General features: G+C 74.2%; 25 protein-coding genes. 11 read left to right on the forward strand and 14 right to left on the reverse strand.

What is annotated here, in order from left to right:
- Positions 1–82: 82 nt before the first annotated feature.
- The 3 genes from GA0070622_RS22405 to thrS are packed head-to-tail and all read right to left on the reverse strand — an operon-like array spanning position 83 to position 3,352.
- Positions 83–718: a CG0192-related protein gene (locus tag GA0070622_RS22405; RefSeq protein WP_091583759.1), complete on the reverse strand. Its 636-nt coding sequence runs from the start codon at positions 716–718 to the stop codon at positions 83–85.
- A 32-nt stretch (positions 719–750) separates the two neighbouring features.
- Positions 751–1,308, reverse strand: coding sequence for an HIT family protein (locus tag GA0070622_RS22410; protein WP_091578242.1), 558 nt, complete (start codon positions 1,306–1,308; stop codon positions 751–753).
- Positions 1,309–1,318: 10 nt separating this feature from the next.
- The gene (gene thrS / locus GA0070622_RS22415) at positions 1,319–3,352 is read right to left on the reverse strand and encodes a threonine--tRNA ligase (protein ID WP_091578245.1); all 2,034 of its coding nucleotides are present in this window, start codon (positions 3,350–3,352) and stop codon (positions 1,319–1,321) included.
- A 200-nt stretch (positions 3,353–3,552) separates the two neighbouring features.
- On the opposite strand from thrS, the gene GA0070622_RS22420 reads away from it, so the two are divergent.
- Positions 3,553–4,455: a YcnI family protein gene (locus GA0070622_RS22420; RefSeq protein ID WP_091578248.1), complete on the forward strand. Its 903-nt coding sequence runs from the start codon at positions 3,553–3,555 to the stop codon at positions 4,453–4,455.
- A gap of 137 nt (positions 4,456–4,592) precedes the next feature.
- Here the strand turns inward: GA0070622_RS22420 and GA0070622_RS22425 are convergent, their stop codons facing one another.
- On the reverse strand, positions 4,593–5,522 hold the full coding sequence (locus GA0070622_RS22425) for an ADP-ribosylglycohydrolase family protein (protein WP_091578251.1): 930 nt from the start codon (positions 5,520–5,522) through the stop codon (positions 4,593–4,595).
- Positions 5,523–5,595: 73 nt separating this feature from the next.
- Here GA0070622_RS22425 and GA0070622_RS22430 point away from each other — a divergent pair, with 73 nt between their 5' ends.
- The 3 genes from GA0070622_RS22430 (at position 5,596) to GA0070622_RS22440 (ending at position 8,262) form a co-directional block, all read left to right on the forward strand.
- Positions 5,596–6,285, forward strand: coding sequence for a response regulator transcription factor (locus GA0070622_RS22430; RefSeq protein ID WP_018784999.1), 690 nt, complete (start codon positions 5,596–5,598; stop codon positions 6,283–6,285).
- 29 nt (positions 6,286–6,314) lie between these two features.
- Positions 6,315–7,703 carry a HAMP domain-containing sensor histidine kinase gene (locus tag GA0070622_RS22435; RefSeq protein ID WP_176558814.1) on the forward strand — a complete coding sequence of 463 codons (1,389 nt, stop codon included), beginning with the start codon at positions 6,315–6,317 and terminating at the stop codon, positions 7,701–7,703.
- Positions 7,704–7,932: 229 nt separating this feature from the next.
- Complete coding sequence (locus GA0070622_RS22440; RefSeq protein ID WP_141684614.1) at positions 7,933–8,262, forward strand: hypothetical protein; 330 nt, start codon at positions 7,933–7,935, stop codon at positions 8,260–8,262.
- On the opposite strand, the gene GA0070622_RS22445 is transcribed toward GA0070622_RS22440, so the two are convergent.
- Together GA0070622_RS22445 and GA0070622_RS22450 are read right to left on the reverse strand one after the other, a co-directional pair.
- On the reverse strand, positions 8,219–9,244 hold the full coding sequence (locus GA0070622_RS22445; RefSeq protein ID WP_091578256.1) for an adenosine deaminase: 1,026 nt from the start codon (positions 9,242–9,244) through the stop codon (positions 8,219–8,221). The two genes, GA0070622_RS22440 and GA0070622_RS22445, sit on opposite strands and share 44 nt — an antisense overlap.
- Positions 9,241–10,032, reverse strand: a complete 792-nt coding sequence (locus tag GA0070622_RS22450; protein WP_091578259.1) for a trans-aconitate 2-methyltransferase — start codon at positions 10,030–10,032, stop codon at positions 9,241–9,243. Before GA0070622_RS22450 ends, GA0070622_RS22445 begins: the two co-directional genes overlap by 4 nt.
- Positions 10,033–10,117: 85 nt before the next feature.
- On the opposite strand from GA0070622_RS22450, the gene GA0070622_RS22455 reads away from it, so the two are divergent.
- Positions 10,118–11,101, forward strand: coding sequence for an aldo/keto reductase (locus tag GA0070622_RS22455; protein ID WP_091578262.1), 984 nt, complete (start codon positions 10,118–10,120; stop codon positions 11,099–11,101).
- An 88-nt stretch (positions 11,102–11,189) separates the two neighbouring features.
- Complete coding sequence (locus tag GA0070622_RS22460; protein WP_091578265.1) at positions 11,190–11,381, forward strand: hypothetical protein; 192 nt, start codon at positions 11,190–11,192, stop codon at positions 11,379–11,381.
- A gap of 88 nt (positions 11,382–11,469) precedes the next feature.
- Here GA0070622_RS22460 and GA0070622_RS22465 read toward each other — a convergent pair whose 3' ends face one another.
- From GA0070622_RS22465 to GA0070622_RS22495, 7 genes are all read right to left on the reverse strand, one after another.
- Positions 11,470–11,673, reverse strand: coding sequence for a cold-shock protein (locus GA0070622_RS22465; protein ID WP_007075740.1), 204 nt, complete (start codon positions 11,671–11,673; stop codon positions 11,470–11,472).
- Positions 11,674–11,960: 287 nt separating this feature from the next.
- The gene (locus GA0070622_RS22470) at positions 11,961–12,233 is read right to left on the reverse strand and encodes a DUF4235 domain-containing protein (protein ID WP_091578268.1); all 273 of its coding nucleotides are present in this window, start codon (positions 12,231–12,233) and stop codon (positions 11,961–11,963) included.
- Positions 12,230–12,571, reverse strand: a complete 342-nt coding sequence (locus GA0070622_RS22475; protein ID WP_091578270.1) for a DUF3618 domain-containing protein — start codon at positions 12,569–12,571, stop codon at positions 12,230–12,232. The genes GA0070622_RS22470 and GA0070622_RS22475 overlap by 4 nt, the downstream gene beginning before the upstream one ends.
- Positions 12,568–13,002 (reverse strand): phage holin family protein, encoded by a 435-nt coding sequence (locus GA0070622_RS22480; RefSeq protein WP_043325014.1) that lies wholly within the window; start codon positions 13,000–13,002, stop codon positions 12,568–12,570. The genes GA0070622_RS22475 and GA0070622_RS22480 overlap by 4 nt, the downstream gene beginning before the upstream one ends.
- Before the next feature lie 283 nt (positions 13,003–13,285).
- Positions 13,286–14,482 (reverse strand): mechanosensitive ion channel family protein, encoded by a 1,197-nt coding sequence (locus tag GA0070622_RS22485; RefSeq protein ID WP_091578273.1) that lies wholly within the window; start codon positions 14,480–14,482, stop codon positions 13,286–13,288.
- 76 nt (positions 14,483–14,558) lie between these two features.
- Positions 14,559–15,380, reverse strand: a complete 822-nt coding sequence (locus GA0070622_RS22490; RefSeq protein ID WP_091578276.1) for a DUF1206 domain-containing protein — start codon at positions 15,378–15,380, stop codon at positions 14,559–14,561.
- 66 nt (positions 15,381–15,446) lie between these two features.
- Entirely contained in the window at positions 15,447–15,812 is a 366-nt protein-coding gene (locus tag GA0070622_RS22495; RefSeq protein ID WP_091578278.1) for a hypothetical protein, read from the reverse strand.
- 59 nt (positions 15,813–15,871) lie between these two features.
- Between GA0070622_RS22495 and GA0070622_RS22500 the strand changes: the two genes are divergently transcribed.
- Both GA0070622_RS22500 and GA0070622_RS22505 read left to right on the forward strand, forming a co-directional pair.
- Positions 15,872–17,098: a cysteine desulfurase-like protein gene (locus GA0070622_RS22500; RefSeq protein ID WP_091578281.1), complete on the forward strand. Its 1,227-nt coding sequence runs from the start codon at positions 15,872–15,874 to the stop codon at positions 17,096–17,098.
- Positions 17,095–17,382 carry a GNAT family N-acetyltransferase gene (locus tag GA0070622_RS22505; RefSeq protein WP_091578283.1) on the forward strand — a complete coding sequence of 96 codons (288 nt, stop codon included), beginning with the start codon at positions 17,095–17,097 and terminating at the stop codon, positions 17,380–17,382. The genes GA0070622_RS22500 and GA0070622_RS22505 overlap by 4 nt, the downstream gene beginning before the upstream one ends.
- 46 nt (positions 17,383–17,428) lie before the next feature.
- Here GA0070622_RS22505 and GA0070622_RS22510 read toward each other — a convergent pair whose 3' ends face one another.
- Positions 17,429–18,928 carry a glycoside hydrolase family 3 protein gene (locus GA0070622_RS22510; RefSeq protein WP_091578285.1) on the reverse strand — a complete coding sequence of 500 codons (1,500 nt, stop codon included), beginning with the start codon at positions 18,926–18,928 and terminating at the stop codon, positions 17,429–17,431.
- Between the two features lie 103 nt (positions 18,929–19,031).
- On the opposite strand from GA0070622_RS22510, the gene GA0070622_RS32650 reads away from it, so the two are divergent.
- The 3 genes from GA0070622_RS32650 to GA0070622_RS22520 all read left to right on the forward strand — a co-directional run bounded on the left by GA0070622_RS32650 (position 19,032) and on the right by GA0070622_RS22520 (position 21,890).
- Positions 19,032–19,190: a hypothetical protein gene (locus tag GA0070622_RS32650; protein WP_157779084.1), complete on the forward strand. Its 159-nt coding sequence runs from the start codon at positions 19,032–19,034 to the stop codon at positions 19,188–19,190.
- 68 nt (positions 19,191–19,258) lie between these two features.
- Positions 19,259–20,209, forward strand: coding sequence for a TIGR03557 family F420-dependent LLM class oxidoreductase (locus GA0070622_RS22515; RefSeq protein ID WP_091578288.1), 951 nt, complete (start codon positions 19,259–19,261; stop codon positions 20,207–20,209).
- Positions 20,210–20,258: 49 nt separating this feature from the next.
- Positions 20,259–21,890: a RecQ family ATP-dependent DNA helicase gene (locus GA0070622_RS22520; RefSeq protein ID WP_091578290.1), complete on the forward strand. Its 1,632-nt coding sequence runs from the start codon at positions 20,259–20,261 to the stop codon at positions 21,888–21,890.
- Positions 21,891–21,938 lie beyond the last annotated feature (48 nt).

Here is a 21,938-nt window from a genome sequence, read left to right on the forward strand (position 1 = left end):
CGGGGAAGCGCCCCGACGCCGGGGCCACCGACACGGGTCGGGATGCGACCGGTGACCCGAGACGGGCGAACCGGCCGGGACGTCAGCCCGCGTAGGCCAGCAACACCGGGGCGTCCTGCCCCGGCCAGGCGCCGGTGAGCCGGCCCGCGACGGGCGCGCCGACGGCGTCGGTGTCGGCCGGGACGGGACGCCGGACCAGGGCCAGCTCGGCGCCCCCGGCCCGGATCAGGGTCGGGTCGCCGTCGACCACCGCGTCGGCCGGCCCGGCCGGCCACGTCCGGTCGGTGCGGCTGCCCGACACGGTCATGCTCGGCTCGCGTACCTGCCGTTCGCCGTCGACCTCGAAGTACTCCTGCGCCTGACCGGCGTCGGCGAGCACCGCGGCGGCCAGCGCCGGCAGGTAGACCGGGTCGCCGCACGCGTCGTACACCCAGCGACGTCCGAGCACGGAGTGTTCCACGGTGCCGACCAGGAACCGCTCCGCGCCGGCCAGCGGCGCGCCCCGGTAGGTCAGCGGCACCTGCAGCACCGGGCCCTCGCCGGCACGCACGAGCAGCGTCTCCATGCCGACCTCGCCGGCCGGGTCGTCGAAGCGGTACGCCGCGACCCGGGTCACCGGGGCGCCGGCCGCGCCGGCGAACCAGGACCGGCCGGGCAGCCAGCCGACGAGCAGCTCCAGTTTCGAGGGGCGCAGTTCCGCGCGGTGCAGCAGGGCCATGCGCAAGATCGTACTGTCGGGGTGGGCCCGGGTCAGGCCGGCCACGCCTTGGCGAGCAGGTCCCGGGTGTCCGCGAGCAGCTGCGGCAGCACCTTGGTGCGGCCGATCACCGGCATGAAGTTGGCGTCGCCGCCCCAGCGCGGCACCACATGCTGGTGCAGGTGCGCGGCGATCCCCGCGCCGGCCACCCCGCCCTGGTTCATGCCCAGGTTGAACCCGTGCGCGCTGGACACGTGCCGGACCACCCGCATGGCGTCCTTGGTGAACACGGCCAGCTCGGCCGTCTCCGGCGCGTCGAGGTCGGTGTAGTCGGCCACGTGTCGGTAGGGGCAGACCAGCAGGTGCCCGGGGTTGTACGGATAGAGGTTGAGCACCGCGAAGACGTGCTCGCCCCGGGCGACCACCAGGCTCTCCTCCGGCGGCAGGCCGGGCGCCAGGCAGAACGGGCAGCCGGTCGGCTTCTCGTATCCGCCCTCGGGCCGGTCCTCGCCGGAGATGTAGGTCATCCGGTGCGGCGTCCAGAGGCGGTCCAGCCCGTCCGCCAGACCGCCGTCGCCGCCGTACCCGGTGTCCCGCTCCGCCCCTGTCACACCGGCGATCCTACGATCCGACCGCCTCCTCGGCGACGGCGGCGGTGGGCCCGCTGTTGGTGCGCGACTCGACGACCTCGCGGATGTGCGCCACCGCCTCGTCCAGCGGTACGCCGTTGCGCTGCGACCCGTCCCGGTAGCGGAACGACACGGTGCCGGCCGCCACGTCGTCGTCACCGGCGATGACCATGAACGGGATCTTCTGCTGCTGGGCGTTGCGGATCTTCTTCTGCATCCGGTCGTCGCCCAGGTCGACCTCGGCCCGGATCCCCTGCCGGCGCAGCGTCGCGGCGAAGTCCTCCAGGTAGTCGCCGTGGTCGTCGCGGATCGGGATGCCGACCACCTGCACCGGGGCGAGCCAGGCCGGGAACGCGCCCGCGTAGTGCTCGGTGAGCACGCCGATGAACCGCTCGATCGAGCCGAACTTGGCGCAGTGGATCATCACCGGCTGCTGCCGGGTGCCGTCGGCGGCCTGGTACTCCAGCCCGAAGCCCTTGGGCTGGTTGAAGTCGTACTGGATGGTCGACATCTGCCAGGTCCGGCCGATCGCGTCCTTGGCCTGCACCGAGATCTTCGGGCCGTAGAACGCCGCGCCGCCCGGGTCCGGCACCAGGTCCAGCCCGGTCTCCAGGGCGCACTGCTCCAGCACGGCGGTGGCGGTGGCCCAATCCTCGTCGGTGCCGACGAACTTGTCCGGCCGGCTGTCGTCCCGGGTGGACAGCTCCAGGTAGAAGTCGTCGATGCCGAAGTCACGCAGCAGGCTCAGCACGAACCCGAGCAGGTGCTTGATCTCCGCCGGCGCCTGCTCCTGGGTGCAGTAGGAGTGCGAGTCGTCCTGGGTGAAGCCGCGCACCCGGGTCAGACCGTGGATCACGCCCGACTTCTCGTACCGGTAGACCGACCCGAACTCGAACAACCGGATCGGCAGCTGCCGGTAGGAGCGCCCGCGCGACCGGTAGATCAGGTTGTGCATCGGGCAGTTCATCGCCTTGAGGTAGTAGTCGCTGCCCTCCATCTCCATCGGCGGGAACATCGTGTCCTTGTAGTAGGGCAGGTGTCCCGAGGTGTGGAAGAGACCTTCCTTGGAGATGTGCGGCGTCCCGACGTACTGGAAGCCCTCCTCGATGTGGCGGGTGCGGACGTAGTCCTCCATCACCCGCTTGAGCACCCCACCCTTGGGGTGGAAGACGGCCAGGCCGGAGCCGATCTCGTCGGGGAAGCTGAACAGGTCGAGGTCCGCACCGAGCTTGCGGTGGTCGCGCCGGGCGGCCTCCTCCAACAGCTTCAGGTACGCCTTCAGCTCGTCCCGGGTCGGCCACGCGGTGCCGTACACCCGCTGCAGCTGCGGGTTCTTCTCCGACCCCCGCCAGTACGCGGCGGCCGAGCGCATCAGCTTGAACGCGCCGATCAGCCGGGTGTTCGGCAGGTGCGGGCCACGGCACAGGTCCGACCAGCAGACCTTCTCCTCGTTGGCGGCGAGGTTGTCGTAGATGGTCAGCTCGCCGCCGCCCACCTCCATCACCTCGGAGGAGTCGAGCCCCTCGCCCTTGACCTCGATCAGCTCCAGCTTGAACGGCTCGGCGGCCAGCTCGGCGCGAGCCTCGTCGAGGCTGGAGAACCGGCGCCGGCGGAACCGCTGACCGGACTTGACGATCTCCTGCATGCGCTTCTCGAGCTTGGCCAGGTCCTCCGGCTGGAACGGCTTGCCGACCTGGAAGTCGTAGTAGAAGCCGTTCTCGATCGGCGGGCCGATGCCGAGCTTCGCCTCCGGGAAGACGTCCTGCACCGCCTGCGCCAGCACGTGCGCGGTCGAGTGACGCAGCACGTCCAACCCGTCCGGGGTGTCCAGCCCGACCGGCTCGACCGCCGTCTCCTCGGCCGGCTTCCAGTCCAGGTCGCGCAGCTGGCCCTGCGGGTCGCGGACCACCACGACCGCCTTCGGCCCGGTCGTGGGCAGGCCGGCCGCGGCCACCGCGTCGGCCGCCGTGGTCCCGGCGGCGACGACGACGGGGTCGGCCACGACGGGGGTACGGGGTGCGGACACGGTGACTCCTGTCGTCGAGGTACGGGTGGGCCGGTGACCGGCCCCTGCGATGCTATCGGTCGGCCGGAGCCCGGCCGACGCCGACGCCACGCCCCGGACGACGAGTTGCGCGCGACGTTGAACCTTTCCGTCCTCCCGACCGAACTACCGGGTGGGGCCGGAGCCGGTACCGACCCCAGTCGAGAAGGATGGGGACGACCATGAGGATGACCCGTCAGGGCCGATGGGCGTCGGCGCTGCTGGCCGCCGCGCTCGCCGGGACGGTGGGTTGGCCGGGCGCCGCGAGCGCCGCCGCCGGGGTGACCGTCACGACCTCCCCCGGCGAGGTGCACCAGGGCGACGCGATCGAGCTGTCCGTGGTGGTGCCCGCGGACCGTCCCGGCACCCGGACCACCAAGATCGAGCTGACCATGCCCGCGGACGCCCCGATCGGCGAGGTCTATCCCCTGTCCGTGCCGGACTGGGCGCCGACGATCACCACCCGCACGCTGGACCAGCCGGTCGCCGGCATCCACGCCTCCGAACTCAACCAGGTGACCCACGCGGTGACCTGGCTCCGGGTCCCCGGCGGCGGCACCGGGGCGGCCCGGCTGCCGCTCGGCATGGGCCCGATGCCCGCCACCGACCGGCTGGTCTTCACCGTGGTGCAGACGTACGCCGACGGCACGGTGGTGCGCTGGGCGGACCCGGCCGGCGGGGCGCACCCGGCGCCGACGGTCGCGCTGCTGCCGCCGCTGTCGGGCGCCGTCACGCACGGCGGGGACGCCGGTGCGGGCGGCGCGGCGCACGGGGGCCACGGCGCCGTCGGCGGCGGCCGGGACGGCGCGGCACCGGGCGGCGCGACCGCCGGGGGCCCGACCGCCGGGGCCACCGACGACGGGCCGAGCCCGGACCTGCTGCTCGGCGGCGGCCTGCTCGCCGGGCTGGCCGGCGGGGCCGCGATCGGCTGGCTGCTCAGCCGCCGCCGGCGCGGCGCGCTGACCCTGCCGCCCGACACCGCCGACTCCCCCGCCCCGGCCACCGACCGCGACGCCGACCCCGCGACCGACGCCCCGGCCTCCGGCGAGCCCGTCACCGCAGGCGCCCCGGGCCGGCGCTCCTGACCGCCGTCCCGAACCACCACACGATCCCCACAACCGAAACCAGCCGTCCACCATGCCGGAACGCCGGAGATCTTGGGACGAAGGCGCCCCCAGGGTGGCCGTCTCGTACCAAGATCTTGAACTCGCCGGGGGCGGGGTCAGGTGGGGGCGGTGAGCCAGGGGGGCAGGGGCTCGCGGGCGGTGAGCCAGCCCTCGGGTACGCCGCCGGGCGTGCCGACGCCGGTGTGGGCGGCGACGATCCCGCCGACGATCGCCGCCGTGGTGTCGACGTCGCCACCGGCCTCCACGCAGGCGCGGACCGCGGCCGGGTAGTCGTGCAGCAGAGTGGCCGCGACCCAGAGCGTGAACGGGACGGTGTCCTGTGCGGTGACCCGCGATCCGTTGCCCAGCGCCTCGACCACCTCGGCGGCGGGGCGACCCAGCAGCGCGGCGGCCCGGCGTACGCCCCGGTGCACCTCGCCGGCCGGGTCCAACGCGCCGGCCACGGCGGTGAGCAGCCGGGCCGGCTCGGGCCGGACGCCGTCGAGCCGGGCGCGGGCGGCCAGCGAGGCGGCCACCGCCACCGCCACCGCCCCGGCGACGCCCTCGGGATGGGCGTGGGTCACCTCGGCGCAGGCGTGGGCCTGCTCGGCGGCGCGTCGGATGGAGTCGGCGTGCCAGGCGCCGAGCGGGGCGACCCGCATGGCCGCGCCGTTGCCGCAGGAGCCCTGACCGTCGAACGCCGACGCGGCGGCCACCGGCCACGGAGTGCCGGTGCGGATCAACCGCAGGATCGTCACCGCGCCCGGCCCGTAGCCCCGGTACGGCTCGCACCGCTGCGCGAACGCCAGCGCCAACCGGTCCCGGTCGATCCGGCCGGCGGCGGCCAGCTCGGCCACCACCGAGCAGGCCATCTCGGTGTCGTCGGTCCACTCCCACGGCGGCGCGGGCAGTCGTCCCTCGGCGAGGTCGGCCGGGCGCCGGCCGGGGACGAAGAACCGGGAGCCGAGCGCGTCACCCACCGACAGGCCGGCCAGCGCGTCGCGGGCAAGCGTCAGGCGGGTGTCGGGGAAGAGGGTGAACGTCATCGTCGTCCCAGCTTGCCCGGTTCCCCGGACCGCCGCAACGCGATCGACTTGCCACGCCGAGTACGGTGCTGACGTGGCAACCGTCCTGCTGGTCGAAGACGACCACGTCGTCCGTGGCGCGATGCTGCGGTCGCTGACGGACCGGGGGCACGCGGTGCACGCCGTCGGCACGGCGCTGGACGCCCTGCGCCGGGTGGCGGCGGAGACGCCCGACCTGGTGGTGCTCGACCTCGGCCTGCCGGACCTGGACGGATCGGACGCGCTGCGCATGTTGCGCGGCATCACCGACGTGCCGATCATCATCGCCACCGCCCGCGACGACGAGCAGTCGGTGGTCCGGCTGCTGCGGGCCGGCGCGGACGACTACATGGTCAAGCCGTTCACCGGCGCCCACCTGGACGCCCGGATCACCACCGTGCTGCGCCGGGCCGGCCGGGCGAGCCGTACCGTGCAACCGGCCGTGCACACCGTCGGCGGCCTGCGGGTGGACGTGGGTGAGCGCAGCGCGGTGCTGGACGGGGAGTCCCTGGCCCTGACCCGCAAGGAATTCGACCTGCTGGCGTATCTCGCCGCGCGTCCCGGCCGGGTAGTGTCCCGGCGGGAACTCTTGGAGGAGGTATGGCGGCAGCCATCGGTCGGCGAGGACCAGACCATCGACGTTCACCTGTACTGGCTCCGCCGCAAAATGGGCGAGTCCGCGGCGAAGCCGCGTTACCTGCGCACCGTGCGGGGGGTCGGCTTCCGGCTGGTGGCGCCGGACTGAGGCCGGCGCTGGCCTGGCTCACCGCCGGTATGTGCAGCCTGGTCGCGTTCGCCTTCCTCATCCCGCTCGGGATCAGCCTCTCCGACCAGTCTCGCGAGGAGAAGCTGGCCGACGCGGCCCGCCGGAGCGCGCTGGTCACCGGCGCGCTGGCGGTCAGCACCGATCCCGAGGTGGTCAAACGGGCGGTGGCGGCCAGTGGTGACGATCCCGCGCTGCGGCCGGTCGTGCACGGCATCGGGGCCGACGAGTCGGCCGGTCGGGCCGACCCGGACGCGCTGACCGACGCCGCCGCGCAGCGGCGCTCGGTGGTGTCCGAGGTGGACGGCGGGGTGCTGCGGCTGGACCCGGTGGTGCTCGGTGACCGGGTGGCCGTGGTGGAGGTCTTCATACCCGACGAGGTGCTCGACGCGGGCGCCGGCGGGCGGTGGCTGCTGCTGCTCGCGGTGGCGCTGGCCCTGGTCGGCGCGGCGGTGGTCGTGGTCGACCGGGTCGCGGCCCGGGCCGTGGACGCCACCGGCGACCTGGTCAAGGCGGCGCTCGCGGTGGGCGACGGCGAGCTGGGGGTACGCGTCGAGCCCACCGGCCCGCGGGAGCTGGCCGAGGCGGGGCACGCGTTCAACCGGATGGCGGAGCGGCTGGTGGCGCTGCGCGCCGACGAGCACGAACTGGTCGCCGACCTGTCGCACCGGCTGCGGACGCCGCTGACCGCGTTGCGGCTGGACGCGGAGGCGTTGGAGTCCGACGACACCAGCATCGGCACGTTCAGCGAGGCGGAACTGGACCGGCGGCGCGGCATCCGGCGGATCCGGCAGGCCATCGTGACGCTGGAGGGCGAGGTCGACCAGCTGATCAAGACGACCCGCAAGGCGGTCAGCCAGGAGACGGCGCCGGCGTCCTGCGACGTCAGCGAGGTGGTCCGGGACCGGATGGTCTTCTGGTCGGCGCTGGCCGGCGACCAGAACCGCCCGCACCGGGTGGTCGGGGCGCAGCTGCGCATCCCCGCGCCGGTGCCCCGGGCCGAGCTGGCCGCCGCGCTGGACGCGGTGATCGGCAACGTGTTCCGCTACACCCCGCAGGGCACCGCGTTCGAGGTGGCGGTGAGCCGCCGGGACGGTTGGGTGGCGATCCGGATCGACGACGCCGGGCCCGGCATCGCCAACCCGGACCGGGCGCTGCGCCGGGGCGAGAGCGACCAGGGCTCGACCGGGTTGGGGCTGGACATCGCCAAGCGGGTCGCGTTGCAGGCCAACGGTTCGGTGAGCATCGACCGGGCCCGGCTCGGCGGGGCCAGCGTGGTGATGCTGCTGGCCGATCCGGACGCGGCGCCCCGGCAGGTCAACCGGTTCGGCCTGGTCGGCCGGATGGCCCGGGAGGCCCGCGAACCGCGCGCCGGGCGGCGCTGGCCGCGCCCGCGCTGACCGGTGGCTGTGGGCCGGTGCAAGTTCTCCTTAGGAGTGTTTTAACGACCGCCACAAACCCGCCGCGGACTGCCAGGATCAGGACAGAACCCATCAGTTCCGTCGGCCGGGACGCCCCGTAACACCTTCCGGCCGGCGGATCCGTGCGCGCGGCGGGAGTCCGGTCCCCCCACACCTCGCTCCCGTCGCGCGCCGCTCTCCCGTCGAGCCGGGCGTTGAGGTGACCGTCATGACCCCGACCGTCAGCCGTCTGCTCCGCTGGGCCGCCGTGATCGGCCTCGGCATCGCCCTCACGCTCGCCGCCTGGCAGGACCCGGTGCTCGCGCACGGCCCCGGCCGGTCCACGACGGCCGGACCCGGACCCGCCGCCGCGCTGGCCGTCCTGACCGCGCTCGCGCTCGCACCGACGGCCCGCCGGTTCTCCCGGCGCGGGACGCCGGCCGGACCCGGGCTGGTCCTGGCCGCCCGACGCCGACCGCCCCGCCTGTCCCGGCGGCCGGCGCCCGCGCGACCGCTCAGCGCGCCGCGCTCACCCGGTACGCGTCGATCTCGGCGTTGATCCGGGCCTGCTCGGCCGGGGCGAGGAACGCGGCGGCGACCGCGTCGCGGGCCAGCGCGGCGACCCCGTCCGGGTCGAGCCTCAGCAGGCGGGCGGCCACCGCGTACTCGTCGTTGAGCGTGGTGCCGAACATCGGCGGGTCGTCGGAGTTGATGCTGACCGGCACGCCGGCGGCGACCAGCTGCGGCAGCGGGTGCTCGTCGAGGCTGGCCACCGCCCGGGTCCGCACGTTGGAGGTGGGGCAGACCTCCAGCGGGATCCGCCGCTCGGCGAGGTGGGCCAGCAGCGCCGGGTCGAGCACGGCGGAGATGCCGTGGCCGATCCGCTCGGCGCCCAGCTCGCGCAGCGCGTCCCAGATCGTCTCCGGGCCGGTGGTCTCGCCGGCGTGCGGCACCGACCGCAGCCCGGCCGCGCGGGCCTGGTCGAAGTACGGCTTGAACTGGGGCCGGGGCACGCCGATCTCGGGGCCGCCGAGGCCGAAGCTGATCAGCCCGTCCGGCCGCTGGTCGAGGGCGATCCGCAGGGTCTGCTCGGCGGCGGGCAGCCCGGCCTCGCCGGGGATGTCGAAGCACCAGCGCAGCGCGATGCCGAAGTCGGCCTCGGCCCGCTTGCGGGCGTCCTCGATCGCCTCGCAGAACGCCTCCGCCGGGATGCCCCGGTGCACGTGCGAATAGGGGGTGACGGTCAGCTCCGCGTACCGGACCTGCTGGCGGGCCAGCTCCCGGGCCACCTCGTGGGTGAGCAGCCAGACGTCGTCGGCGTCGCGGATCAGGTCCACCACGCTCAGGTAGACCTCGATGAAGTGGGCGAAGTCGCGGAACGCGAAGTAGTCGGCGAGCGCCTCCGGGTCGGCCGGGACGGGGCTGCGCCCCTCGTGGCGGGCGGCCAGCTCGGCCACGATCCGGGGCGAGGCGGAGCCGACGTGGTGCACGTGCAGCTCCACCTTGGGCAGTCCGGCGATGAAGGTGGGCAGGTCGGTCACGGGTTCTCCTCTGCGCGGGCGCCGGTGCGGGCCACCACGAAGATCCGGCGGAACGGGAAGTACACCTGACCCTGCCGTACCGGGTACGCCTCGGCGAGGCGTACCCCCAGCTCGGTGCGGAAGTCGGCCCAGTCGGCGGCGGCCAGGGCGGCGCGGACCGGACGCAGTGCCGTGCCCTCCATCCAGGCCAACACCGGGTGGTCCGCGCCGTCGGCCGGCAGCAGGTGCACGTAGGTAGTCTCCCAGGCGTCCACCGCGCAGCCCGCGCCGGTCAGCAGCGTGGCGTAGTCGACCGGGTCGCCCACCGGAGCCTCCCGCAGCAGCCCGGCGAGCCGGTCGCGCCACCGGTCCCGGCCGGCGACCTCGCGCAACGCCCGGTGCGACGGCGCGGCGAAGTTGCCCGGCACCTGGAACGCCAGCCACGCGCCCGACGGCAGGTCGGCGGCCCACCGGGTGAGCAGCTCGCGGTGGCCGGGCACCCACTGGAGCACCGCGTTGGCGACCAGCACGTCCACGTCCGGCTCCGGCCGCCAGTCGCGGACGTCGCCCACCGCGAAGGCGACCGGGGCGCCCAGGGACCCGGCCCGGTCGATCATCTCGGGCGACGAGTCCAGGCCGGCCAGCCGGCTGCCGGACCAGCGGTCGGCGAGCGTGGCGGTGAGCGTGCCGGGACCGCAGCCGAGGTCGACGACCGCGCGGGGGCGCTCCGCGCCGACCCGGGCCAGCAGGTCGTGGAAGGGACGGGAGCGTTCGTCGCCGTAGCGCAGGTAGGTGCGCGGATCCCACATGGCAGCCTCCTAAACCGTACGTACGTCTTGTTTGACGGTACGGCCCGACGGGCGCGACGGCAACCCGCTGACTAGGCTCGACCGGGTGGAACAGCGCAGCTTCGACCGGCTCGGCCGGCACGTCGGCATCATCGGACTCGGCGCCTGGCAGCTCGGCGCCGACTGGGGCGAGGTCAGCGAGGGCGCGGCGCTCGACGTGCTGACCGCCGCGGTCGACGCCGGCGTCACCTTCCTGGACACCGCCGACGTCTACGGCGACGGCCGCAGCGAGCAGTTGATCGGCCGGTTCCTGCGCTCCCGGCCCGGGCACGGGCTGACCGTGGCCACCAAGATGGGCCGGCGGGTGCCGCAGACGCCGGAGGCGTACACAGTGGACAACTTCCGGGCGTGGACCGACCGGTCCCGGGCCAACCTGGGCGTCGACACGCTCGACCTGGTGCAGCTGCACTGCCCGCCCACCGCGGTCTTCGCCGACGACCGCGTCTTCGACGCGCTGGACACGCTGGTCGCCGAGGGGCGCGTCGCCGGCTACGGGGTCAGCGTGGAGACCTCCGAACAGGCGCTCACCGCGATCGCCCGGCCCGGCGTGGCCAGTGTGCAGATCATCCTCAACGCGGTCCGGCACAAGCCGCTGGAGCGGGTGCTGCCGGCCGCCGCAGCGGCCGGGGTGGGCATCATCGCCCGGGTGCCGCTGGCCAGCGGCCTGCTCTCCGGCCGGTACGACGAGCAGACCACGTTCCCGGAGAACGACCACCGGACCTTCAACCGGCACGGCGAGGCCTTCGACGTCGGCGAGACGTTCTCCGGCGTCGACTACGACAGCGGCCTCGCCGCCGTACGCCGGCTCGCGCCGCTGGTCGGCGACGACCGGACGATGGCCCAGTTCGCCCTGCGCTGGGTCCTCGACCAGCCCGGCGTGACCGTGGTGATCCCCGGCGCCCGCTCGGCCGAGCAGGCGCGGCGCAACGCCGAGGCCGCCGGCCAGCCGGCACTGACCGACGTGGAGCTCGCGGCCGTGCGGGCCACCTACGACGAGCTGATCCGGCCGCAGGTGCACGACCGGTGGTGACCCCGACGGCGGGCCCGGCCGGCGCGGCGCCGTCGATGGTCGGCGTCACCGGGCATGCTGGACCGGGGCGGACGTCGGAGGGGGCGCGATGAGGGGTTGGTTCCGGCTCACCATGGGGCTGCTGGCCGTGGTGCTCGGCGCGCTCTGGACCGTGCTGGGCCTCGGCTACGTCGAGGGCAGCGCGCTGTCCGACCAGCGGGTCTGGGCGCTGGTCGGGCCGGCGACCGTCCTGGTCGGACTCGTCGCGCTCTGGTTCGGCATGCGGGCCCGGCGCCGCTGAGTCCCCGGTCGGGAAAGGGAGAAGCCCCGCCTCCCGTGCGGGATGCGGGGCTTCGCGCGCCGACCGGCGTGGCCGGTGCGGTGTCAGCTCAGATGGGGCGGACCTGCTCGGCCTGCGGACCCTTCTGACCCTGGGCGATCTCGAACTCCACCCGCTGGTTCTCCTCCAGCGTGCGGTAGCCGCTGGTCTGGATGGCCGAGAAGTGGACGAACACGTCAGCACCCCCGCCGTCGACGGTGATGAAGCCGAAGCCCTTGTCAGCGTTGAACCACTTCACGGTTCCCTGCGCCATGTGTATCTCCTTCTAAAACTGGCGGCCGAGCACGCCGTGCGGCCGATTGGCCGTTTTCGAGCAGCGGCGCCTGAGGCGGCCCCCACGGAGGAGACTTCTCTCAACCCACGCGTCTCTCAACAGCGTGAGAAAGCAAACCACGTACGCAAAAACTCTGCACAGCCTAACCGACGAAATTCTCCGACATGTGACCTGAAGGTTGCGCGCAGACCGCCCGGGCGGCCCGCCACGCATACGCGAAAGGCCCCTTTCCCACACCCGGGAAAGGGGCCTTCAGCTGCTCAGGGTCAGTCCGGCCAGTGGCCGGTCAGCCGACGGACGCCGACCGCGCCGCCGCGGTCCACCGCCGCCCGGACCGCCGAGAAGATCGCGCCCTGCAGGGCCGCGGCGGCCAGGACCTCGCCCCAGCCGCGCTCCTCGTCGGTGGCGCTGGGGGCGTCGTCGTCGCCCGCCGCCAGCTTCCACACCTGCCGGAAGACCATGCCGGCGACCGCACCGGCGGCCAGGCCGAGCAGGACCCCCACCGGCTTGTACGCCGCCTTGCCGATCTTGCCGCTCACCTGCGCCTCCCTCGGACGATCGCCAGCACCACCACGGTCACCACGGCGCCGGCCGCGATGGCCGCCCACGGCAACGGGTTGCGCCCGACCGCCCCACCCTTCTCGTACGCCTGCGCCCGGACCAGCCGGGCCCGCTCCGCCGCGCGCCCGCGCACCCGGGCCGCGGTCAGCGCCGCCTGCTCGCGCATCCGCGCCTTCGCCTGCTCGGCGGAGTGCCGCACCAGCGCCTTCGGATCGGCCCTGGCGGCGAGCAGCTCCATCGTCTCACCGAGTTCCACCCGGGTCCGGCGGATCTCCTCACGGAGCGCCGCCACGTCCCCGGTCCCGTTGCCGGTCATGCCCGCCTCCCGTCCTTCACCGCGGCGGTGACCGTGTCGACGTCGGCCCGAACACTGCGGACCGCCGCCTCCGGCACCGGCGGGACGGCACGGCTGACCTGCTTCTTGCCCACGAGCGCCAGGATCCCGGCGAGCAGGAACAGCGCCACCGCCACGATCAGGGCGGCCAGCCACGCCGGCATGACCAGCGCCAGCAGCAGGATCACGGTGGCGACCAGCGCGCCGGCGCCGTAGAGGGCCATCACCCCGCCGCCGCCGAACAGACCGATCCCGATCCCGGCGTGCTTGCCCTTCTGGGTCAGCTCCGCGCGGGCCAGCGCCAGTTCGTCCCGTACCAGGCGGGTGACCTGCTCGGTGGCCCGTTGCACCAGTTCCGCGGTGGACGGCTCGTTCCCGGTCCGGGACGTGCTGCGACTCGCGACGTCAGCCATGCTGTCCTCCTTTCATCATCACCGCGCTGTATGCCCGGAGTCGCCGCCCGTCAATCCTGCGCGGGGCGGCCGGTCGGCCCGGCCGCCCGCCACCGGGCCCGGCGTGGCCGGAGTCCGGGGCGTGCGCAGCAGGTCCCCCGGAACGGGCCGGTCAAACCCGGCACCGGTGGTGAACCCGTCCGGCAGGCACAACGCGCCGTGCCGCGCCGGGGTCACGACCCGCCGACGCGCGGAGCCCCCGGCCACGCCGGAGGGCGGCCGGGGGCTCCGATCGGGTACGCGGTCAGCGACGCGCCTCGGCGTGGTCCTCCCGACCCACGAACACCTCGCTGCGGGCCTCGCCGTCGTCGCTGCCGCCGAAGACGCGCGCGTCGTCGGGGGCCTCGGTGTCGGCCGTGCGGCGCACCGGGCGGCGCGGCTGCACCGACTGCCAGGGAAGCGGGCCGGTGGCGTCGCCCACCTCGGTGCGCAGCCGGGGCAGGGCGGTCGGGCGGTGGTCGCGTACCCAGGTCACCAGGTGCTCGCGGACCAGGCAGCGCAGGTCCCAGAGGCTGCCGGCGTCGGCGGCGCTGACCAGCGCCCGGACCTTCACCGTCCCGCCGGTGGCGTCGGTCACCTGGAGCACGCAGACCCGGCCGTCCCACAGCTCGGTGCCCTCGCAGAGCCGCCGCAGCTCCTCCCGCATGGCCTGCACCGGAACGGCCCAGTCGAGGTCGAACTCGGCGGTGCCGAGCACCGCCGCCTCGGTGCGGGTCCAGTTCTGGAACGGCTTGCTGGTGAAGTAGGAGGTGGGCAGGATCAGCCGGCGGTCGTCCCAGATCTGCACCACCACGTAGCTGAGCGTCAGCTCCTCGATCCGGCCCCACTCCCCCTCGACCACCACCACGTCGTCGAGGCGGACCGCGTCGCTGAACGCGAGCTGCAGGCCGGCGAAGACGTTGCCGAGCAGGCTCTGCGCGGCCAGCGCGGCGACGACACCGACCACACCGGCGGAGGTCAGCACGCCCGCGCCGACACCGCGTACGGCCGGGAAGGTCATCAGCATCACGCCGACCGCGAGGATCACGATCACCGCGATGGTGAGCCGGCGTAGCAGCACCACCTGGGTGCGGACCCGCCGGGCGTGCCGGTTGTTCGGCACGTCCACCCGGAACCGGGCCAGCGCGGTGTCCTCGGCCACCACGAGCAGCGAGGCCACCAGCCAGGCGGTGGCCGCGATCATGGCCAGGACCAGGGTGTGCAGGACGAACTGCCGCCACGGGCTGCCCACCGCGTAGAGCGTGGAGAACCGGACCGCGATCTGCACGGCGACCACTGTCGCGGCGACCTGGAACGAGCGGTGCGAGTGCTCGGTCAGCTCGGTCATCAGCAGCGACCGGCGGCCGAGCCGCCGGGTGACCCGGTGCACCACCTGGACCAGCACCAACGCGACCGCCGCCGCGGCGAGCGCGGCGGCGACGGTCACGAGATAACTCTGCACGGATCTCTCTCCCTCCGCCCGGGCGGGAATCGGGCAAAGGCCCAATGGTGCCCGGCGGTCCGGATATCGACCAGGTTCAGACCTTGCGATACCGGGACTGGAAGAAGCAGTAGACGCCGAACGCGGCGATGCCGAGCGCCATCAGCGCCAGCAGCCACGGCCCGTACGGCTGGTCGCGCAGCGTCCGCAGGGCGGCGTCGAGGCCGCGCGCCTTCTCCGGGTCGTACTTCACGGCGGCGACCACGATGAGCAGGCCGGCGATGGCGAAGACCGCGCCCCGGGCGGCGTAGCCGACCATGCCGAGGCGGCGGGTCAGCTGGCGGGTCTTCGGGCTCATCTCGCCGGTCTTGAGGTTGCGCTCGAACTTCTTCTTCAGGCCGTAGATCACCATGCCGATGCCGACCGCGGCGAGCACCAGACCGGCCAGGCCGACCAGCCAGCGGCCGCCGTCGGAGGCCATCAGCTTCTCGGTGAGCTGCTGCTGCTGGTTGGAGGAGTTGGAGCTGGCGTCCTGCACGACCTTGATCGAGGTCCAGCCCAGCCAGACGAAGAGGATCACGCGGACGACCGAGGCGATCCGCTCGAAGGTCCGCTCCTTGCCGGTCCTGGACTGGTGCCCGACCAGCGCCTCGGAGGCCTGCCAGATCGCCATGGCGAAGAGGCCGATCGCGATCACGACCAGGAGGAACTTGCCGAGCGGCTGCTCGCCGAGGGTGCGCAGGGCACCGTTCTGGTTGCCCTCCTCGCCGGAGTTGCCGAAGGCGATCTGCAACGCCAACCAGCCGAAGAGGAGGTGCACGATCCCGTAGCCGATGAAACCGGCGCGGGTCAACAGTTCGAGCCACCTGCTGTTCTTGGCCTGGGCGGCGGTGGCTCCGGCGTTCCGGGTGAGAGACATGCGCCCTCAATCTCCCGGCGGGCGGTTTTCCAAACGTGGCCGCCCGCCGGCGCAGGCCGATAGCGATCAGCCGTTGGGGTTGCGCGCGACCCGCAGCACGACGTTCTGGTCGGTGACGCTGTCCAGGCTGACCTGGAAGCCGCCGACCTCGGTGGCCTGCTGGCCGGTGGTGAGCGAGAGCTGCTCACCGGCCACCTCGACGGTGACCTGGTCGTCCTGGGTGCCGATGAGCTTGGCCTCGACGCCGAGGATGGTGGCGCTGGCGTCCACGCCCCGGTCGAAGGTGATGGTGCAGGCGTCCAGGCCGCAGTCGGTGTCGGCGCCGTTCGAGCTGCAACCGGCGAGCAGCGCGGCGCCGAGGGCGAGACCGGCGAGCATCCCGGCGGCGCGTCGGGCGGGGGTCAGGGCGGAAGTGGCGCGTCGGTTCGTCACCTCCCCAAGGGTACGTGGCTCCCACCACCACCCGGTCGGGTGCGCGCTAGGGTGCCCGAATGGCATTCGACGTGGCCCGGGTGCGGGGGCTCTACCCCGCGCTGGGCGAGGGGTTCGTCCACTTCGACGGCGCCGGCGGCACCCAGACCGCCGCCCCGGTGATCGAGGCGGTGGCCGACGCCATGCGCGCCGCGACGGGCAACCGGAGCACCGCGTTCGCCCCCGGCCGACGCGCGCTGGACCTGGTCGCCGGGGCCCGGGCCGCGGTCGCCGACATGCTCGGGGCGGACCCGTCGGGGGTGGTGCTCGGGCCGAGCGCCACCGCGCTGACGTACACGTTGGCCCGGACGCTGGGCGCGGCCTGGCGGCCGGGCGACGAGGTGGTGGTCTCCCGGCTCGACCACGACGCCAACGTCCGCCCGTGGGTGCAGGCCGCCGAGGCGGCCGGCGCGACGGTGCGCTGGGCCGAGTTCGACCGGACCACCGCCGAACTGCCCGCCGGCCAGTACGCCGACCTGGTCACCGAGCGCACCCGGCTGGTGGCGGTGACCGCCGGCAGCAACGCGACCGGCACCGCGCCGGACGTGGCGACGATCGCCAAGACCGCGCACGCGGCCGGCGCGCTGGTCTGCGTGGACGGGGTGCACTCGGTCCCCCACGGTCCCACCGACCTGTCCTCGCTCGGCGCGGACTTCCTGGTCACCAGCGCGTACAAGTGGTCCGGGCCGCACCTGGCGGCGATGGTCGCCGACCCGGCCCGCTGGGAGTCGTTGCGCCCGGCGAAGCTGATCCCGTCGGCCGACGCGGTCCCCGACCGGTTCGAGTACGGCACGCCCAGCTTCCCGCTGCTGGCCGGCGTGACCGCCGCGGTGGACCACCTGGCGTCGCTCGACCCGGCCGCCGGCGGTGACCGGCGGGAGCGGGTACGCGCCGGCCTCGCCGCCGCCCAGGCGCACGAGGAGGCGGTCTTCGACCGGCTGCTCGCCGGGCTGACCGCGCGCCCCTTCGTGACCGTGTACGGCGCGCCGGCCCGCCGCTGTCCCACGGTGTCGTTCCGGGTGGCCGGGTGGACGCCGGCGCGGACCGCGGCGGCGTTGGGCGGGGCCGGGCTCTGCCTGTCCTCCGGCGACTACTACGCCTACGAGTACTTCCAGGCCATGGGCCTGCGCGACACCGGCGGCGCGGTGCGGGCCAGCGTCTACCACTACAACACGGTCGACGAGGTGGACCGGCTGCTGGCCGAACTGGACCGGCTGGCCGAGACCGAGGGGACAATGGTCCGGTGAGCTACCTGGTCGAGGAGAACGCCGCCAAGCACCGCTTCGAGATCCTGGTCGACGACGCGCTGGCCGGGTTCACGGCCTACCTGCCCCGGGGAGAGGTGCTGGTCTTCACGCACACCGAGGTCGACGACCGCTACCAGGGGCAGGGCGTGGGCGCGGCGCTGATCAAGGGCACGCTGGACCAGGTCCGGGCCCGGGGCGGCCGGGTGGTGCCCCGGTGCCCGTTCATGGCCGCGTTCATCGAACGTCACCCCGACTACGCCGACCTGGTCGTCGACGCGCCCTGAGACCCGGCCCGACCGGGGGACCTCCCCGCCCGGTCGGGCCGGGGGTTCAGCGAGCGCCGGCCAGCAGCTCGGCGGCGGCCCGGGCCGCCGCCGCGGTGGCGCCGTGGGTGGCGAGGTGCACCGCGCCGGTGACCAGCTCGGGCACGCCCAGCTCGACCACCACCGCGTCCGGGCGGGCGGTCAGGGCCCGGTCGACCGCGTCCCGCATCCAGTCGTGCCGGTGCAGGTCGCGCACGACCAGCACCAGTGGACGGCCGGCCGGTCCGGCGGCCGGGTCGGCGGGGAGCGCGTCGGCGGCGTACCGGGCGGTGGTGGTGCCGGGCGCGAGACGGGTCAGGGGCCCGGCGATGCCCCAGGGCGTCTCCTCGCCGATGGCGATGTTGCGCGGCGGCGCGAACTCCACCACGTGCGCCGGCCCGGCCAGCGGCAGCAGCCCGGGATCGCCGCTGACCCGCACCGCCCGGCGGGCGGCGGCCAGCCCGACCGGCGAGTCGCCGCGCCACGGCGGGCCGGCGACCCGCTGGGCCCGGGCGGCGACGCTCCAGGCGGCCAGCTGACCGACCCGCTTCGCGGCCTCGGCCAGGCGCTCCTCCGGCAGCTCGCCGCTGACCACGGCGGCGACGATCGCGTCGCGCAGCTCGCGGGCGTCGGCCTCGGTGGCCCGCTCCCCGCCCACGCAGATCGCGTCCGCCCCGGCGGCCAGCGCGCGCACCGCGGCGCCGGCGAAGCCGTACCGGTCGGAGACCGCCCGCATCTCCACCGCGTCGGTCACCACCACGCCACCGAAGCCCAGCTCCTCGCGGAGCAGGCCGCTCAGGATGCGGGTGCTCAGGGTGGCCGGTAGCTCCGGGTCCAGCGCGGGCACCAGCAGGTGGCCGGTCATCACCGCCTGCACGCCGGCCGCCACCGCGGCCCGGAACGGGGCCAGCTCGACCGCGTCGAGCCGGGCCCGGTCGCCGCCGATGCGGGGCAGGTCGTGGTGCGAGTCGACCCGGGTGTCGCCGTGCCCGGGGAAGTGCTTGGCGCAGGCGGCGACGCCGCCGGCCTGCAGGCCGCGGACCCAGGCCGCGGTGTGGCGGGCGACCAGGTCCGGGTCGGCGCCGAACGAGCGCACCCCGATGACCGGGTTGGCCGGGTTGGAGTTGACGTCGGCGTCCGGGGCGTAGTCGAGCGTGACGCCGACCGCGGCCAGCTCGACGCCGAGGTCGCGGGCGACCTCCTCGGTCAGCGCCGGGTCGTCGACCGCTCCGAGGGCGAAGTTGCCGGGCCGGGAGCTGCCCCGGGCCGACTCGATCCGGGTGACGTCGCCGGCCTCCTCGTCGATCGCCACGATCACGTCGGGCCGCTCCGCCCGCAGGTTCGCCGTCAGCGTGGCCACCTGCTCGTGGTCGACGACGTTACGGGCGAACAGGACCACCGAACCGAGCCCCTCGCCGAGCCAGCGGCAGACCCACGGCGGCGGCGTGGTGCCGACGAAGCCGGGTTGCAGGACGGCGGCGGCGAGCGCCGCCAGGTCTCCGGTCGATCCCACGGTCCGCTCGCTCATGCGCTGTCGTACCCCCGTCTCCCCCACGGACCCGCCGGGGCCGGCGGGTGCTGTCATGGTCACACCGCGCAGCGAAATAGTCAACAATCCTTACTGTTAGGCGGTGGCGATCGACGGACACCCGTGGGAGAGTGCGTCCATGCCCGCCCTGCCGCTCGCCGACGCCACCAGCGCGGCGGACATCCCCGGCGTACGCCTGCTCGGCCTGGTGGTCGGCGCCCTGTTCCTGCTGATCGCGATCCGGGCCATGTTCCGCCGCTGACCCCACCGGGTTGGACGCCCCGCGCGGGGGTAGGGCTTGCGGTGTCCGGACCCGGCGGAGGGGGCACCATGAAGATCGGCTATTTCCTGTCCAGCGAGGAGTACACACCGGCGGAGCTGCTGGCCCAGGCGCGCGGCGCCGAGCAGGCCGGCTTCGAGGCACTGTGGATCTCCGACCACTACCACCCGTGGGTCGACGCGCAGGGGCAGAGCCCGTTCGTCTGGTCCACCATCGGCGCGCTCAGCCAGGTCTGCCGGCTGCCCGTGACCACCGCGGTCACCTGCCCCACCGTGCGGATCCACCCCGCGGTGATCGCCCAGGCGGCGGCCACCAGCGCGGTGCTGCACGAGGGGCGGTTCGTGCTCGGCGTGGGCACCGGGGAGGCGCTCAACGAGCACATCTTCGGCGACGCCTGGCCGCAGGCCGACGTCCGGCTGGCGATGCTGGAGGAGGCGGTCGAGGTGATCCGCGAGCTGTGGCGCGGCGACTTCGTCAACCACCACGGCCGGCACTACACGGTCGAGCACGCCCGGATCTACACCCGGCCCGAGACGCCCCCGTCGATCTACGTGTCCGGCTTCGGTCCGAAGTCGATCGAGCTGGCCGCCCGGATCGGCGACGGCTACGTCAGCACCATGCCCGACGCCGACATGGTCCGCCGGTTCCGCGAGGCCGGCGGCGGCGACAAGCCGTGCCAGGCCGGCTTCAAGGCCGCCTACGCCGACACCGTCGACGAGGGCGCGCGGATCGCGTACGAGCGTTGGCCGAACGCGGGCGTGCCCGGCGAGCTGTCCCAGGTGCTCCCCTCGCCGCGCCACTTCGAGCAGGCCGCGCAGCTGGTCCGGCCGGAGCAGGTGCGTGAGGCGTTCGTCTGCGGGCGGGACGCCGACGCCCACCTGGAGATGATCGACCGCTACGCCAAGGCCGGGTACGACGAGGTCTACGTGGCCAACACCGGCCCGCACTGGCAGGGGTTGTTCGACCTCTACCAGCGCGAGGTCCTGCCCCGGCTGCGTTGATCGCGGCGCCGGTTTCGGGTCCGGACGCCGGGGGTAGCTGAGGCGCTTGATGAAACTGACCACGCACTCCACCAGCCTGCGCCGGGCGGCGAGGAACCTGTTCGGCTGGACCGCGCTGCGGCCCAACCAGCTGGCCGCCATGCGCGCCGTGATGAAGCGCCGTGACGCCCTGGTGGTGCTGCCCACCGGCGCCGGCAAGTCGGCGATCTACCAGATCCCGGCCAGCCTGATCCCCGGCCCGACAGTGGTCATCTCGCCGCTGCTCGCGCTCCAGCAGGACCAGATCGCCGCGCTCAACGAGCGGCAGCGCCCGGAGCTGCGCGCGGTGCGGATCAGCTCCGACGAGAGCGCGACCCAGCAGGCGCAGGCGATCGAGGAGATCCGGGCCGGGCGGGCCGAGTTCCTCTTCATCACGCCCGAGGCGCTGAGCAACCCGGACCGGCTCGCCGAGGTCCGCTCGCTCGGGCCGGCCCTGGTCGCGATCGACGAGGCGCACTGCATCTCGGCCTGGGGCCACGACTTCCGGCCGGACTACCTGGCGCTCGGCCACCTGATCGACGGCCTGGGCCGACCGCCGGTGGTGGCGCTGACCGCCACCGCCTCCCCGCCGGTCCGCGACGACATCATCGCCCGGCTGCGGCTGCGCGAGCCCGAGGTGGTGGTCTCCGGGCTGGACCGGCCCAACCTGTTCCTCGAGGTGGCCTACTGCCCCACCGACGACTACCGGTGGCGGCGGCTGGTCGCGCTGCTGCGCGACGACGAGCGGCCCGGGATCATCTACGTGCCGACCCGGCGGGCGGCCGAGGAGCTGGCCGGACGGCTGACCGACGCCGGTTTCCCGGCCGAGTTCTACCACGGCGGCATGCCCACCGCCGCACGCCACGAACTGCACGAGGCGTTCCTCGCCGACCGGGTGCCGATCATGGTGGCGACCTCGGCGTTCGGCATGGGCATCGACAAGCCGAACATCGCCTGGGTGGTGCACATGGCGCTGCCCGACTCGCCGGACAGCTACTTCCAGGAGATCGGCCGGGCCGGCCGGGACGGCTCGCCGTCGCGGGTCCTGCTGCTCTGGCGCGCCGAGGACGTCGGACTCCAGCGCTACTTCAGCGGCGGGCTGCCGGACGAGAAGGAACTGTGCGAGTTGGCCGCGGTGCTGCGGAGCAAGCCCCGCACCCGCAAGGAGCTGCGCGAGCTGACCGGGCTCGGCCCGCGCAAGCTCGGCCAGTACCTGTCCCTGCTGGAGCAGATCGGCGCCGCCGAACCGCGCGCCAAGCAGCGCGTCGGCGCCCCCCGGTACGCCCCGGACGCCGCCGAGTCCGGTCGGGCCGCGCTGGCCGAGGCCGAGCGGCAGCAGACCGTGACCCGGTCGCGGACCGACATGATGCGCGCCTTCGCCGAGACCACCGGCTGCCGGGGGCAGGTGCTGCTGGCCTACTTCGGCGAGCAGATGACCGAGGTCTGCGCCCACTGCGACAACTGCCACGCCGGCACCAGTGTGGCCAACGACGGCGCGGTCGGCCCGTTCCCGGTGCACAGCCAGGTGCGCCACCCGGAGTGGGGATCCGGACTGGTGCTCAACTACGAGGACGACCGGATGACGGTGCTCTTCGACGAGGTGGGCTACAAGACGCTGTCCGTGCGCGTGGTGTCCGAACAGGGCCTGCTGGAGCTGGACTAGCCTGACCCGGGCACCGCGTGGTGCCCGTGACAACGACGACCATGGCGA

The sequence above is a fragment of the Micromonospora sediminicola genome (genome assembly GCF_900089585.1).
Classification (GTDB): domain Bacteria; phylum Actinomycetota; class Actinomycetes; order Mycobacteriales; family Micromonosporaceae; genus Micromonospora; species Micromonospora sediminicola.

What these genes read in the sequence shown, in the direction of transcription:
- GA0070622_RS22520 (WP_091578290.1), top strand. Translation starts at nt 20,259, where the DNA reads ATGAAACTGACCACGCACTCCACCAGCCTGCGCCGGGCGGCGAGGAAC.
- GA0070622_RS22500 (WP_091578281.1), top strand. Translation starts at nt 15,872, where the DNA reads ATGGCATTCGACGTGGCCCGGGTGCGGGGGCTCTACCCCGCGCTGGGC.
- GA0070622_RS22460 (WP_091578265.1), top strand. Translation starts at nt 11,190, where the DNA reads ATGAGGGGTTGGTTCCGGCTCACCATGGGGCTGCTGGCCGTGGTGCTC.
- GA0070622_RS22420 (WP_091578248.1), top strand. Translation starts at nt 3,553, where the DNA reads ATGAGGATGACCCGTCAGGGCCGATGGGCGTCGGCGCTGCTGGCCGCC.
- GA0070622_RS22490 (WP_091578276.1), bottom strand. Translation starts at nt 15,380, where the DNA reads ATGTCTCTCACCCGGAACGCCGGAGCCACCGCCGCCCAGGCCAAGAAC.
- GA0070622_RS22475 (WP_091578270.1), bottom strand. Translation starts at nt 12,571, where the DNA reads ATGACCGGCAACGGGACCGGGGACGTGGCGGCGCTCCGTGAGGAGATC.
- GA0070622_RS22450 (WP_091578259.1), bottom strand. Translation starts at nt 10,032, where the DNA reads ATGTGGGATCCGCGCACCTACCTGCGCTACGGCGACGAACGCTCCCGT.
- GA0070622_RS22510 (WP_091578285.1), bottom strand. Translation starts at nt 18,928, where the DNA reads ATGAGCGAGCGGACCGTGGGATCGACCGGAGACCTGGCGGCGCTCGCC.
- GA0070622_RS22515 (WP_091578288.1), top strand. Translation starts at nt 19,259, where the DNA reads ATGAAGATCGGCTATTTCCTGTCCAGCGAGGAGTACACACCGGCGGAG.
- GA0070622_RS22435 (WP_176558814.1), top strand. Translation starts at nt 6,315, where the DNA reads ATGTGCAGCCTGGTCGCGTTCGCCTTCCTCATCCCGCTCGGGATCAGC.
- GA0070622_RS22480 (WP_043325014.1), bottom strand. Translation starts at nt 13,002, where the DNA reads ATGGCTGACGTCGCGAGTCGCAGCACGTCCCGGACCGGGAACGAGCCG.
- GA0070622_RS22440 (WP_141684614.1), top strand. Translation starts at nt 7,933, where the DNA reads ATGACCCCGACCGTCAGCCGTCTGCTCCGCTGGGCCGCCGTGATCGGC.
- GA0070622_RS22465 (WP_007075740.1), bottom strand. Translation starts at nt 11,673, where the DNA reads ATGGCGCAGGGAACCGTGAAGTGGTTCAACGCTGACAAGGGCTTCGGC.
- GA0070622_RS22405 (WP_091583759.1), bottom strand. Translation starts at nt 718, where the DNA reads ATGGCCCTGCTGCACCGCGCGGAACTGCGCCCCTCGAAACTGGAGCTG.
- GA0070622_RS22425 (WP_091578251.1), bottom strand. Translation starts at nt 5,522, where the DNA reads ATGACGTTCACCCTCTTCCCCGACACCCGCCTGACGCTTGCCCGCGAC.